Genomic DNA, 12,863 nt, shown 5'->3' on the forward strand with positions numbered 1-12,863 from the left:
TGCGGTCGAAACCGATGACGGTGTGGCCGGCGCGGCGGATGCGCTCGCGCATGTTGCCGCCCATCTTGCCGAGACCGATGAGGCCGAGCTCCATGACTAGTCCTTCACTGTGGTGTCGTGCCTGATGGCGGCGCCGTTGCCGCGCTGTCCCGAGCCTACGCCGCGAACGGAGCCAGGCCTCTCCCGGCACAGTCTGTCCGGGGGAGGCCTGGGCTCACGTCCACAGCCTGTGGACGGCGGTGTGTACGACCGTCAGCCGGAGAGCCGCACCGGCATGATCAGGTACTGGTAGGCCTCGTCGGCCTCCGCGTCCACCGCGACCTTGCCGCTCAGCAGGGCGGGCTTGGTGGGCGTGGTGAAGCTCAGCTGGGCGTAGGCGGAGTCGATGGCCTTCAGGCCCTCCTCCAGGTAGCCCGGGTTGAACGCGATCGAGATGTCGTCGCCCTCGAGGTCGGCGTCGATCCGCTCGGTGGCCTGGGCGTCGTCGCCCGAGCCCGCCTCCAGGGTCAGCACGCCCTGCTCGAAGTTGAGCCGGACCGGGGTGTTGCGCTCGGCGACCAGCGAGACGCGCTTGAGCGCCTCCAGGAACGGCTGGGTCTGGATCGCGGCGACCGCGCTGAACTCGGTCGGGAAGAGGCTGCGGAACTTCGGGAACTCGCCCTCCAGCAGCCGGGTGGTGGTCCGGCGGCCGGCCCCCTCGAAGCCGATCAGGCCCTCTCCCGCGCCGCCGGAGGACAGCGCGATGGAGACCGTGTCACCGCTGCCCAGCGACTTGGCGATGTCCTGGAGGGTCTTGGCGGGCACCAGGGCGACCGCCGAGATGTCCGCCTGCTCCGGCTTCCACAGCAGGTCGCGGACGGCGAACCGGTACCGGTCGGTGGCGGCCAGGGTGATCCGGTCGCCCTCGATCTCGACCCGCACACCGGTGAGCACCGGCAGGGTGTCGTCCCGGCCGGCCGCGACGGCGGCCTGGCTGACCGCGGCGGCGAACACCTCGCCGGCGACCGTGCCGGTGGCGCTCGGCATCGCCGGCAGGCTCGGGTACTCGTCCACCGGCAGCGTCGGCAGGGTGAACCGCGAGCTGCCGCAGACCACGCTGACCCGCATGCCGTCGGTGGAGATCTCCACCGGCCGGTTCGGCAGGTTGCGGGAGATGTCGTTGAGCAGGCGGCCGGAGACCAGCACGGTGCCCGGCTCCTCGACGTCCGCCTCCAGCTCGACCCGGGCCGAGACCTCGTAGTCGAACCCGGAGAGGGCCAGCGAGCCCTCCTGTGCCGTCAGCAGCAGGCCGGCCAGGACCGGCACCGGCGGCCGCGCCGGGAGGCTGCGAGCAGCCCAGGCCACCGCCTCCGCGAGGACATCACGCTCCACCCGGAACTTCACCGGTAACCGCCTCCTGGCTCCTGCTGTCGCTGTACGCGCTCTGGTCTTCGTCGATCTTCGTCGTCCGGCTCCCGGCCCACCGGGGAGAACCCCGGCTTCCAGTTGCCGGAGAACAGTCTGACGTACTCCACCGACAGACGGAGCAGATGGGCGGAAGCAAGCCGAACAAGTGTCGGGGAGCGGTTGTCCACAGATTTCGGCCCGCCCCACTGTTGATCAAGCTGATGGGTCTCTAAGGGTAGTAGTAGTAGTAGGGCCTGTGGATACCGTGGATAACCCCGTTTTCGCAGGTCAGGGCTGGTTTTTTGTCCACAGGACCTGTGGATGGCGACTGTGGAAAACCAGGCTCTGCTGTGGACAACGGAGCGTTACCCACAGGCCACCCTGAGTATCCACAGGTTATCCCCAGCTCTGTCCCCAGATCATGGCCGGGTTATCCACGGGCCCCGGGCAACATCACGTGACGCCTTTCACACCTGGGTATGAACGACCGGCCAATGTTGTCGAACTGTGGACGCAGCTGTGGAGAACCTGGGGATAACCCGTCCGGCCCTGGGGACAACCGGTGGATAACCCGGACGGCCCTCTGACGGACCGCCAATTGTCCACAGCCTGTGGATAACTGTTGTGCACAAGTCCACAGGCACCTGACCTGCGCAGAAGAGCGTAGCGTCGGCGCCCCTGTGGAGGAATTCTGGATAACTCGGTGCCGGCGAGGGGTGTGGACGGGGAAAACTCACCCGACCTGTGGATGACGGGGCCTCGGGCCGATCCTGTTCGAATTGCTGGTCAGATGTTCGGCCGGTGCCGGGAGTCGGGGACCGCGCCGGCAGCGGGATTACTGCCCGGCCGGCCCGCCCGGCACACCTCGGGAGCGGGCCTCCCGGGCTGACCCTGCGGGCGGGTCCGGCGGGTCCGTACGGGCGCGAGGGAGCGGGTTCCGGCCCGGCGGCGGGGCGGTGGCGGGCCGGAACCCGCGTGGCGCCCGGATGGCCGTTCAGAGGCGCCGGACAGGGGTGCCGGGACAGGCCGAAGGGGAGCCGGGACGATTCCCGACTCCCCTTCAACAGCCGCTGCAGCGCGGCGCGTTCAGCTCTTGATGCGGTTGGTCAGCTCGGTGACCTGGTTGTAGATGGAGCGGCGCTCGGCCATCAGCGAGCGGATCTTCCGGTCGGCGTGCATCACCGTGGTGTGGTCGCGGCCGCCGAACTGCGCGCCGATCTTCGGCAGCGAGAGGTCGGTCAGCTCCCGGCAGAGGTACATGGCGATCTGGCGGGCCGTCACCAGTACCCGGCTGCGGGAGGAGCCGCACAGGTCGTCCACCCCCAGGCCGAAGTAGGCGGCCGTCTGCTGCATGATCACCTGCGCGGTGATCTCCGGGCCCGCGTCCTCGTCGCCGCCCGGGATCAGGTCCTTGAGGACGATCCCGGCCAGCTCCAGGTCGACCGGCGCCCGGTTCAGGTTGGCGAACGCGGTCACCCGGATCAGCGCGCCCTCCAGCTCCCGGATGTTGCGGGTGATCCGGGAGGCGATGAACTCCAGCACGTCGGCGGGTGCGTTGAGTTGCTCCTGGATCGCCTTCTTGCGCAGGATCGCGATCCGGGTCTCCAGCTCGGGCGGGGTGACGTCGGTGATCAGCCCCCACTCGAAGCGGTTCCGCAGCCGGTCCTCCAGGGTGATCAGCTGCTTGGGCGGCCGGTCCGAGGAGAGCACGATCTGCTTGTTCGCGTTGTGCAGGGTGTTGAAGGTGTGGAAGAACTCCTCCTGGGTCGACTCCTTGCTCGCCAGGAACTGGACGTCGTCGACCAGCAGGATGTCGATGTCCCGGTAGCGCTTGCGGAAGGCGTCGGCCTTGCCGTCCCGGATGGAGTTGATGAACTCGTTGGTGAACTCCTCCGAGCTCACGTACCGCACCCTGGTCCCCGGGAAGAGGCTGCGCGAGTAGTGCCCGATCGCGTGCAGCAGGTGGGTCTTGCCGAGTCCGGACTCGCCGTAGATGAAGAGCGGGTTGTAGGCCTTGGCGGGGGCCTCGGCCACCGCCACCGCGGCGGCGTGCGCGAACCGGTTGCTGGCGCCGATCACGAAGGTGTCGAACAGGTACTTCGGGTTCAGCCGGGCGTTCGGCTCGTCCTTGCGGGAGCCGCCGGCCGGGGGCGCACCGGGGGGTGCGGGTACCCCGGGCGCCGGGGTGCGCTCCACCACGCCGCCGCCGGAGCGCGCCGCCGCCCCGGCGCCTCGGCGGGCCGGGGCGCCCGGGCGCTGGCGGCCGGGCGCCGGGGAGTGCTCCAGCACGCCGCCGAACAGATCGCCCTGGGACGGGGTGGCCGGCGGCAGGCTCTTCGGCCGCTCGGCGGCCGACGGCTCGGGAGCGGACTCCCAGCCGTCCTCGGACCCTCCGCCCTGCGACCGCCAGGCCGGCGGCTCCTCGCCGTAGCCGGGCTGGCGCTGGGGGTAGCCCTGGGGCTGCTCGTACCGGCCCGGCGGGTAGCCCTGGCCGTACGGCTGCTGCTGGTAGCCGCGCTGGTAGTCGGGCGCCGGGGGGTAGTCCTGGGCCGGCGGGTACTCCTGCGGCGCGGGGTAGTTCTCGGAGCGCGGCCAGCCGCCCTGGGCGTCCTGGCGGCCGCCGTACTCGGGGTCCTGCCGGTGCGCGGGCTGCTGCTGGGGGTGGGCCGCGATCGGGTGCGCGGACTGCGGATGGCCGGACTGGGGGTGACCGGACTGCTGCTGCGGATGGTCCGGCCGGTGCGGCCAGTCCTCGCCGGGGTGGCCCTGGTCGGGGTCCTGGCCGGAGTGCGGGTCGCCCTGGGGGGCCGGCTCGGCCCCCTGCCCGCCCGCCGCCGGGCCCGCGTTGGCGTCCACCATCACGGCGATCCGCACGGGGCGGCCGAACTCCCGCGACAGCGCGTCGCTCAGCTGCGGCAGCAGCCGGCCCTCCAGCACCTGCTTCGCGCGCTCGTTCGGTGCGGCCAGCAGGGCGGTGTCGTGCATCATCCACATGGGCTGCGTGCGCCGGAGCCACATCTTGTCGCTGTCCCCGACACTCGCGTCGTTGACCAGCCGCTCGACGACCGACGCCCAGACCGGGACGAGATCGCTGTTGACATCAGCCACTGGTGCACGCCTTCTCGTTCCCCGTCAGGGGGTGTCAAGGGACTTCGGGGGATGGTGGTCCGCCCCGAAGAACAAACCAGACAAGTCCTGCAACGGTAGTCAGCCGACAGAGCTGATTCAAGTTGTTGTCCACAGGCTGTGGGTATCGTGGAGCTGCGGCCCGGGCACAGGCCCGGGACCACCAGGTTTGACCCTCCACCCCTGGTCCGCGTACCGTAACCAGGTCGAGTTGTCGATGGCCGCTGCCGCATGTCCGCGGGTCCGCCCGCTTCCATGACGCGCGCAGCACGGGCGCCGTGGATTGCCTCAAACCCCAGCAGATCTGGGTCTTTGGGGCCGGATTTCCCATAGATGGGGGAGATCACGCGGACGCACGGTGACGGCCAAGCGAGACCCGGTCACCCTACGATTCACCTCAGGAGCCCCCGAGTGAGCAAGCGCACCTTCCAGCCGAACAACCGCCGTCGTGCCAAGACCCACGGCTTCCGGCTGCGGATGCGGACGCGTGCCGGCCGCGCCATCCTGGCCGCGCGCCGTGGCAAGGGCCGTTCCGCCCTGTCCGCCTGATTCACGCCAAGGGTCTGCAGTGCTGCCCTCCGAGCATCGGCTGCGGCGGCGCCAGGACTTCTCGATCGCGGTGAAACGCGGTCGTCGTGCCGGTCGGCCCCTGCTGGTCGTCCATCTCAGTAGAGATGGCGCCGTGACGGGACCGGCCGGCACGTTGAACGACTCCAGCCCGCACGTCGCCGAGGGGCTTCCTCCGGCGCGTGCGGGTTTCGTCGTCAGCAAGGCCGTCGGCCCCGCCGTGGTCCGCAATCTGGTCAAGCGCCGACTGCGGCATCTGGTCGGCGCACGTCTGTCCCGGCTGCCCGCAGGTAGCCTGGTGGTGGTACGCGCGCTGCCCGCTGCGGCAGCGGCCTCGTATCTCGAACTTGAGCACGACCTGGACGCGGCGCTCCGGCGCCTGCTCAGGGCGGAGCCGAGCGGCGGAGCGCCGACAGGAGCAGGGCGATGAAGTACCTGCTGATGGGGCTGATCAGGCTCTATCAGTGGACGATCAGTCCGCTGTTGGGCCCGGTCTGCCGTTATTACCCCTCGTGTTCGCACTACGGGTACGAGGCTGTGCGGCTGCACGGTGCGGTCAAGGGCAGTGGCCTGACCGCCTGGCGCATTCTGCGCTGCAATCCCTGGTCCCCCGGTGGGGTCGATCACGTTCCGCCGCGCAAGCATCCGGTGTGGCACCGCCGGCTGCGCAATCTGCTGAGCCCCACGAGCGGGACCGCCGGGCCTGAGCCGGTGGCGAAGCCCGATGCCCAAGGAGTCTGACCGGTGACTTTCGGTTTTCTGAGTCCCCTCTACACAGCGGTGTCCTGGATCATCGTCCAGTTTCACTCGCTGTACAGCCACATCTTCGATCCCAACGGTGGCTGGGCCTGGGGCCTGTCGATCGTCTCCATGGTGATCATCATCCGGATCTGCCTGATCCCGCTCTTCGTGAAGCAGATCAAGGCGACCCGGGCCATGCAGGCGATCCAGCCGAAGATGAAGGCCATCCAGGAGCGTTACAAGAACGACCGGCAGCGCCAGTCGGAAGAGATGATGAAGCTCTACAAGGAGGCGGGTACCAACCCCTTCTCGAGCTGTCTTCCGATCCTGGTCCAGGCCCCGTTCTTCACCGCGCTCTACGGCGTGCTGGCCTCGGTGGCCAAGGACAAGCCGATCGGTGTCATCAACGAGAGTCTGCTGGAGAGCGCCCAGCAGGCGCACATCTTCGGTGCTCCGCTGTCGGCCACCTTCCTCGGGTCGGACGAGCTCAGCGTCAAGATCGTCGTCGCGATCATGATCGTCCTGATGTCGCTGTCGCAGTTCATCACCCAGCGCCAGCTGATGACCAAGAACATGGACCTCACGGTCAAGACGCCGTTCATGCAGCAGCAGAAGATGCTGATGTACGTCTTCCCGATCATGTTCGCCGTGATGGGCATCAACTTCCCGGTCGGTGTGCTGGTCTACTGGCTCACCACCAACGTCTGGTCGATGGGCCAGCAGCTGATCGTCATCCATAACAACCCGACCCCGGGCAGCAAGGCCTTCGCGGAGCGCCAGGCGCGGCTGAAGAAGCAGGGCCGGCTCAACCCGGACGGCTCGGTGAAGAAGGTCGGCCTGCTCGCGACCATCTCGGGCGGCGGCAAGTCGGCCTCGGCGGCGGTCAGCGCCGAGAGCGTGGTCGAGGACACCGTGCACGTGCGCCGGCAGCAGCCGCGCAAGCAGACCAAGGCCCAGCGGCAGGCCGCGGCCGGTCACACCGCCGGCACCACCGGCGCCGGGACCAGCCTGACCAAGGCGGACGAGCCCGAGGAGACCGCCGAGACCGCCGAGACCCCGGCCGGGACCGAGAGCAAGACCCCGGCGGCCCGGGCGGCCACGGCCAAGCCCGCGGGCCAGCGCCAGCAGCCGAAGCGCAGCGGACAGGGCGGCCAGCGGCCGAAGAAGAGGTCCTGACCGGTCCGGTCCGGGGACACCGGCCCCAGATCTTCGTTCTCGGCCCCATCCGAGGGCCCATTCCCGAAGGAGTCCAGCAGTGACGGAAGGCACCATCTCCGCGGTCGACACCGAGGCCGACGCCGAGGGCGGTAAGGGCACGCTCGCCCGCCTGGAGCAGGAGGGTGACATCGCGGCCGACTACCTGGAGGGTCTGCTCGACATCGCGGACCTCGACGGGGACATCGACATGGACGTGGAGGGCGACCGCGCCCTGGTCTCCATCGTCGGCGACGGCGCCGACCGCTCGCTGCAGCGTCTGGTCGGTCACGACGGCGAGGTGCTGGAGGCACTGCAGGAGCTGACCCGGCTGGCGGTCCACCGGGAGACCGGCGAGCGCAGCCGGCTGATGCTGGACATCGCCGGGTTCCGGGCGCGCAAGCGCACCGAGCTGGCCACCCTGGGCGCCGAGGCGGCCGAGCGGGTGAAGAGCTCGGGCGAGCAGGAGAAGCTGCGTCCGATGACCCCGTTCGAGCGCAAGGTGGTGCACGACGCCGTGGCCGCCGCGGGTCTGCGCAGCGAGTCCGAGGGCGAGGAGCCCGAGCGTTGCGTGGTCGTGCTGCCGCGCTGACGCCGGTGGCGGTCTGCTGATCGGCCCCGTCCGCTTCGCGCGGGCGGGGTCGTCCCCGTTGTGGCGAGCTTTCGGGCGGCCGGGTGGGGGCTGGATGTTTCACGTGAAACAGTGCTTGTACGGGTGGGGTGGATTTCGGTGAGCGGAGAGGTCGAGATGGACAGGGAAGGCGTGGGCGCGGAGGACGACGTGGCGGAGGCCGCCGCGGCAGCGGACCTCGCCCAGGCTCCGGCGGTGGCGGCGGAGATCTTCGGTGACCGCTACCCGGTGGCCGTGCGGTACACCGAGCTGCTGGCCACGGCCGGGGTCCAGCGCGGGCTGATCGGTCCGCGGGAGGTGCCCCGGCTCTGGGACCGGCACGTGCTGAACTGCGCGGTGCTGGCCGAGCTGCTGCCCGAGGGGGCGACCCTCTGTGACGTCGGCTCCGGCGCCGGCCTGCCGGGCATCCCGGTCGCGATGGCCCGCCCCGACGTCTCGGTGACCCTGCTGGAGCCGCTGCTGCGGCGCACCACCTTCCTGGAGGAGGTGGTCCGGCTGCTCGGCCTGGAGAACGTCACGGTGCTGCGCGGCCGGGCCGAGGAGATGGTCGGCAAGCTGGCGGTCGACGTGGTGACCGCGCGCGCGGTCGCGCCACTGGACCGGCTGGCGGGCTGGGGGATGCCGCTGCTGCGGCCGTACGGGCAGATGCTGGCGCTCAAGGGCGACACGGCGGAGCAGGAGCTGACCGACTCGCGGGCCGCGCTGACGCGGCTGGGTGCGGTCGGCTGGTCGGTGCTGGCGGTCGGCGAGGGCACCCTGGAGACCTCCACCCGGGTGGTCCGGGTGGAGGCGGGGGAGAGCCCCGGCGGGGTCAAGGCCGCCACCCGGCGGGCCAAGGCCGCCCGGGCGGGACGCGGCGGCCGGCCCGGCGAGGGCGGTCGCGGCGGGGCCCGCCGCCGCCGCTGAACATCGAACGGACGCCGCGCGGACAGCCGGCGTCGCCCGGGTGCCCGGAGTGTCGGTCCGTCAGATTTCCGGCATTCCGGGCATCGTGTTTCACGTGAAACGTCGCTCCCTGCTTTCCGGAATCCTCGGCCGCAGCCGGGCGGTGACTGTTGCCGCTCCGGTTTCACGTGAAACACTGACCCCCATGCAGGACTCGGAGACCATCGACCTGATCGATGACACCCCCATCGCGCGGGCCGCGCAGGCGGCCGTCCAGGCCGTGGGGCGCACGGGAGAAGGGCTGCCCCGGCCGGCCGCCACCAGAGTGATGGTGGTGGCCAACCAGAAGGGCGGGGTGGGCAAGACCACCACCACCGTCAACCTGGCCGCCTCGCTGGCGCTGCACGGGCTGCGCGTGCTGGTGATCGACCTCGACCCGCAGGGCAACGCCTCCACCGCGCTGGGCATCGACCACCACGCCGAGGTGCCGTCCATCTACGACGTGCTGGTGGAGGGCAAGCCGCTGGCCGACGTGGTCCAGCCGGTGGTGGACGTGGAAGGGCTGTTCTGCTGCCCCGCCACCATCGACCTGGCCGGCGCGGAGATCGAGCTGGTCTCGCTGGTGGCCCGGGAGAGCCGGCTACAGCGGGCCATTGCCGCGTACGAGCAGCCGCTGGACTACATCCTGATCGACTGCCCGCCCTCGCTCGGCCTGCTGACGGTCAACGCCCTGGTGGCCGGCCAGGAGGTGCTGATCCCGATCCAGTGCGAGTACTACGCGCTGGAGGGCCTCGGGCAGCTGCTGCGCAACGTCGAGCTGGTCCGCGCGCACCTCAACCCGGTGCTGCACGTCTCCACCATCCTGCTCACCATGTACGACGCCCGGACCCGGCTCGCCTCGCAGGTGGCCGAGGAGGTCCGGACCCACTTCGAGCGCGAGGTGCTGAGCACCGCGATCCCGCGCTCGGTGCGGATCTCGGAGGCGCCGAGCTACGGGCAGACCGTCCTCACCTACGACCCCGGTTCGACGGGTGCGCTGTCGTACCTGGAGGCCGCCCGCGAACTCGCGCTCCGCGGCGCACCCGGGGCCGCGGAGGCACCGGCCGCCGGTTTCGGCGGGGTGGGCCAGCAGCGGAACGGCGCGGGCGGGCAGCCGGCGCCGGTGGCACAGCACAGCACGGAGGAGAACCGGTGAGCACGCGCAGAGGGCTGGGACGGGGGCTGGGAGCACTGATCCCGGCCACCTCGCCGGCCGCAGCGACCGCGGCAGGGCAGGCCGCGGGCCAGGAGACCGCCACGGTGGCCCCGGCCCGGACGCCCGGGACCGACGGATCCGCCGCCGTGCCGGCCGGCCGCGGCACGGTGGCGGCCAAGGCCGCCGCGGAGAGCCTGCGGGAGCTGGCGGCGGAGGCACTTCCGCGCAGCACGATGGAGGCCGTGCTGGCTCCCGTGCACGGCGCCCGGTTCGTCGAGCTGCCGCTGGACGACATCCGGCCGAACCCGCGCCAGCCCCGTGAGTACTTCGACGAGGACAAGCTGGCCGAGCTGGTCGCCTCGATCAAGGAGGTGGGCCTGCTCCAGCCGGTGGTGGTCCGCCAGGTCGGTGCGGACCGCTACGAGCTGATCATGGGCGAGCGCCGCTGGCGGGCCTCGCGGGAGGCCGGCCTCGACCTGATCCCGGCGATCGTGCGGGCCACCGAGGACGACAAGCTGCTGCTGGACGCGCTGCTGGAGAACCTGCACCGCGCCGAGCTCAACCCGCTGGAGGAGGCCGCCGCCTACGACCAGCTGCTGCGGGACTTCTCCTGCACCCACGACGAGCTGGCGGACCGGATCGGCCGCTCCCGCTCGCACGTCTCCAACACCCTGCGGCTGCTGAAGCTGCCGCCGCCGGTGCAGAGCCGGGTGGCGGGCGGGATCCTGAGCGCGGGCCACGCGCGGGCGCTGCTCGCCCTGCACGACGCCGAGCAGCAGGAGCGGCTGGCCACCCGGATCAACGCGGAGGGGCTCTCGGTGCGGACCACCGAGGAGATCGTCCAGCTGATGAACCGGCCGGAGGAGCAGGACCGGGCACGACCGGCCGCTCCCAAGGCGGGCAAGCTGCTGTCGCCCGCCTTCAACGAGCTGGCCGGCCGGCTCTCGGACCGCTTCGACACCCGGGTCAAGGTCGAGGTCTCGCAGCGGAACGGGAAGCTGGGCAAGGGCAAGGTGGTCCTGGAGTTCGCCTCGGTCGAGGACCTGAACCGGATCCTGGACGGGCTGGCGCCCGGCGAGGAAGGGCTGCGGCTGTCGCAGGGCTGAGCCGCGCGCCGGTGGTGATGGCTGGTTGTGGGTGCATGTTTCACGTGAAACGTGCACCCACTTCGTCTGGGTAGGAAGCTCGGAGGTGGGCGGCCGTCCCAGGGGGATCCGGCTGCCCGGGCTGACGAGGAGGTGTGGGGGAGTGGGACGCAGGATCGCTCCGCTGACGCTGGACAATCTCCCGGACCTGCCGGTGGGGTGCCGGTCCTGTGTCTTCTGGGAGCTGGACCCGGTGAGCGCGCGGGTGGCGGTGGAGGCGGGCAAGGCCGAGCAGGAGAAGGAGACCTGGATCTCGGCCGTGCTGCTGGAGTGGGGGACCTGCGGCCGGGTGGCCTACGTCGACGGCCGGCCGGCGGGGTTCGTGCTGTACGCGCCGCCGGCCTACGTGCCGCGGTCGCAGTCCTTCCCGACCAGTCCGGTCTCGCCGGACGCCGTGCAGCTGATGGTCAGCCGGGTGCTCCCGGGCTACCAGGACCAGGGGCTGGGGCGGGTGCTGGTCCAGGCGGCCGCGAAGGACCTGATCGCCCGGGGGTTCAAGGCGATCGAGGCGTTCGGCGCCGCCGGCCGGGAGACCCCCAGCTGTGTCCTGCCCGCCGAGCACCTGCTCGCGGTCGGGTTCAGGACGGTGCGTCCGCACCACCGCCATCCGCGGCTCCGGCTGGAGGCGCGCACCACGCTCTCGTGGAAGGGCGACGTGGAGGGCGCGATCGAGCGGCTGCTGGGCGGAGCGCGCAAGGAACCGGCCCTCAGGCCGTTCTGAGCGTTCCCGGAGCACCCCGGAGCACGACGCCTGCCGCAGAAGGCACGAGGTACGGCGGAGGGCGGTCCCCAGGTCTGGGGACCGCCCTCCGCCGTACCGGCCGTCCCCGCGTGGGTACGGCCACGGTGCTCAGAGCCCGAGGAACTCCGACAGCTCGCGCAGCAGCGCCACCTTGGGACGCGCGCCGGTGATGGTCTTCACCAGCTCGCCGTTCTGGTAGACGTTGAGCGTCGGGATGGAGATCACGTTGTAGCGGGCCGCGGTCTCCTGGTTGGCGTCGACGTCCAGCTTGGCGATGGTGATCGCGTCGCCGTGCTCGGCCGCGATCTCCTCCAGGATGGGGGCGACCTGACGGCACGGGCCGCACCAGGTGGCCCAGAAGTCGACCAGGACGGGCTTGTCGCTCTTGAGGACGTCGGCGTCGAAGGTCGCGTCGGTCACGGTGATGGTGGCGCCGGCCACGGGAACTCCTAAGGGTCACGTACGGGTGGTGCCGGACCGGGTGTGGGACGGCTCGGCACCTTCGAGAGGGACAACAACGGCGGGTGCCGTTCTGTTTCTCGGGTGGGGGCTGGTCCTGCGGCGCCCTTCCGCAGGGTGTTTCACGTGGAACGTCGGGCGCCGGGGTGGGACCGGGCGCCCGGACCGGAGGGTCCGGGCGCGTCGGGATCGCTGCCTCAGACCGCGACGGCGGCGGCCTGGGCCTCCAGGTCGGCGAGCGAGGCGAGGTAGCGCTCCGCGTCCAGCGCGGCGGCGCAGCCGGTGCCGGCCGCGGTGATGGCCTGGCGGTAGGTGTGGTCGACCACGTCGCCGGCGGCGAAGACGCCGGGGATGTTGGTCCGGGTCGAGGGGGCCTCGACCTTGAGGTAGCCCTCGGCGTCCAGGTCGAGCTGGCCGGTGAACAGGTCGGTCCGCGGGTCGTGGCCGATGGCGATGAACAGGCCGGTGACGGCCAGCTCGCGGGTGTCGCCGGTGGTGGTGTCGCGCAGGGTCAGACCGGTGAGCTTCGGGTCGCCGTGGATCTCCTCGACCGCGCTGTCCCAGGCGAAGCTGATCTTCGGGTCGGCGAAGGCGCGCTCCTGCATGGCCTTGGAGGCGCGCAGGCTGTCCCGGCGGTGGACGACGGTGACGCTGCGGGCGAACCGGGAGAGGAAGGTGGCCTCCTCCAGCGCGGTGTCGCCGCCGCCGACCACGGCGATGTCCTGGTCACGGAAGAAGAAACCGTCACAGGTGGCGCACCACGAGACGCCGCGGCCGGAGAGGGCGTCCTCC

Annotated in this window: 14 protein-coding genes; 9 read left to right on the forward strand and 5 right to left on the reverse strand. The window is 71.1% G+C overall.

Annotated elements, in window-relative coordinates; all coding sequences use genetic code 11:
- The 3 genes from AB0D08_RS37975 to dnaA form a co-directional block, all read right to left on the reverse strand.
- The coding region (locus AB0D08_RS37975) for an NAD(P)-binding domain-containing protein (protein ID WP_359894855.1) at nt 1–94 on the reverse strand (94 nt) is incomplete at its 3' end.
- Nucleotides 95–252: 158 nt separating this feature from the next.
- Nucleotides 253–1,383 (reverse strand): DNA polymerase III subunit beta, encoded by a 1,131-nt coding sequence (dnaN, locus tag AB0D08_RS37980; protein ID WP_033818862.1) that lies wholly within the window; start codon nt 1,381–1,383, stop codon nt 253–255.
- A 1,089-nt stretch (nt 1,384–2,472) separates the two neighbouring features.
- Complete coding sequence (gene dnaA / locus AB0D08_RS37985; RefSeq protein WP_359894914.1) at nt 2,473–4,494, reverse strand: chromosomal replication initiator protein DnaA; 2,022 nt, start codon at nt 4,492–4,494, stop codon at nt 2,473–2,475.
- Between the two features lie 429 nt (nt 4,495–4,923).
- Between dnaA and rpmH the strand changes: the two genes are divergently transcribed.
- From rpmH to AB0D08_RS38030, 9 genes are all read left to right on the forward strand, one after another.
- Nucleotides 4,924–5,061: a 50S ribosomal protein L34 gene (rpmH, locus tag AB0D08_RS37990; RefSeq protein WP_033823201.1), complete on the forward strand. Its 138-nt coding sequence runs from the start codon at nt 4,924–4,926 to the stop codon at nt 5,059–5,061.
- 19 nt (nt 5,062–5,080) lie between these two features.
- Complete coding sequence (rnpA, locus tag AB0D08_RS37995; RefSeq protein ID WP_082526890.1) at nt 5,081–5,509, forward strand: ribonuclease P protein component; 429 nt, start codon at nt 5,081–5,083, stop codon at nt 5,507–5,509.
- Entirely contained in the window at nt 5,506–5,820 is a 315-nt protein-coding gene (gene yidD / locus AB0D08_RS38000; RefSeq protein WP_033823200.1) for a membrane protein insertion efficiency factor YidD, read from the forward strand. The genes rnpA and yidD overlap by 4 nt, the downstream gene beginning before the upstream one ends.
- 3 nt (nt 5,821–5,823) lie before the next feature.
- On the forward strand, nt 5,824–6,996 hold the full coding sequence (gene yidC / locus AB0D08_RS38005; RefSeq protein ID WP_359894916.1) for a membrane protein insertase YidC: 1,173 nt from the start codon (nt 5,824–5,826) through the stop codon (nt 6,994–6,996).
- A 79-nt stretch (nt 6,997–7,075) separates the two neighbouring features.
- Nucleotides 7,076–7,606 carry a R3H domain-containing nucleic acid-binding protein gene (locus AB0D08_RS38010; RefSeq protein WP_033823198.1) on the forward strand — a complete coding sequence of 177 codons (531 nt, stop codon included), beginning with the start codon at nt 7,076–7,078 and terminating at the stop codon, nt 7,604–7,606.
- A gap of 156 nt (nt 7,607–7,762) precedes the next feature.
- The gene (gene rsmG / locus AB0D08_RS38015; protein ID WP_359894918.1) at nt 7,763–8,551 is read left to right on the forward strand and encodes a 16S rRNA (guanine(527)-N(7))-methyltransferase RsmG; all 789 of its coding nucleotides are present in this window, start codon (nt 7,763–7,765) and stop codon (nt 8,549–8,551) included.
- Between the two features lie 184 nt (nt 8,552–8,735).
- The gene (locus tag AB0D08_RS38020; protein ID WP_304441503.1) at nt 8,736–9,725 is read left to right on the forward strand and encodes a ParA family protein; all 990 of its coding nucleotides are present in this window, start codon (nt 8,736–8,738) and stop codon (nt 9,723–9,725) included.
- Nucleotides 9,722–10,831 carry a ParB/RepB/Spo0J family partition protein gene (locus AB0D08_RS38025; RefSeq protein ID WP_033823197.1) on the forward strand — a complete coding sequence of 370 codons (1,110 nt, stop codon included), beginning with the start codon at nt 9,722–9,724 and terminating at the stop codon, nt 10,829–10,831. The genes AB0D08_RS38020 and AB0D08_RS38025 overlap by 4 nt, the downstream gene beginning before the upstream one ends.
- Before the next feature lie 142 nt (nt 10,832–10,973).
- Nucleotides 10,974–11,591 carry a GNAT family N-acetyltransferase gene (locus AB0D08_RS38030; protein ID WP_033823196.1) on the forward strand — a complete coding sequence of 206 codons (618 nt, stop codon included), beginning with the start codon at nt 10,974–10,976 and terminating at the stop codon, nt 11,589–11,591.
- Nucleotides 11,592–11,720: 129 nt separating this feature from the next.
- On the opposite strand, the gene trxA is transcribed toward AB0D08_RS38030, so the two are convergent.
- The gene (gene trxA / locus AB0D08_RS38035) at nt 11,721–12,053 is read right to left on the reverse strand and encodes a thioredoxin (RefSeq protein WP_033823195.1); all 333 of its coding nucleotides are present in this window, start codon (nt 12,051–12,053) and stop codon (nt 11,721–11,723) included.
- 215 nt (nt 12,054–12,268) lie between these two features.
- Nucleotides 12,269–12,863: FAD-dependent oxidoreductase (locus AB0D08_RS38040; protein WP_359894921.1), on the reverse strand; the 595-nt coding region annotated here is incomplete at its 5' end.

This window comes from Kitasatospora sp. NPDC048540 (genome assembly GCF_040651175.1).
Taxonomy (GTDB): domain Bacteria; phylum Actinomycetota; class Actinomycetes; order Streptomycetales; family Streptomycetaceae; genus Kitasatospora.

Excerpts from the sequence above, each read along its gene's own strand:
- yidD (WP_033823200.1), top strand. The coding sequence starts at position 5,506 with ATGAAGTACCTGCTGATGGGGCTGATCAGGCTCTATCAGTGGACGATC.
- rsmG (WP_359894918.1), top strand. The coding sequence starts at position 7,763 with ATGGACAGGGAAGGCGTGGGCGCGGAGGACGACGTGGCGGAGGCCGCC.
- AB0D08_RS38020 (WP_304441503.1), top strand. The coding sequence starts at position 8,736 with ATGCAGGACTCGGAGACCATCGACCTGATCGATGACACCCCCATCGCG.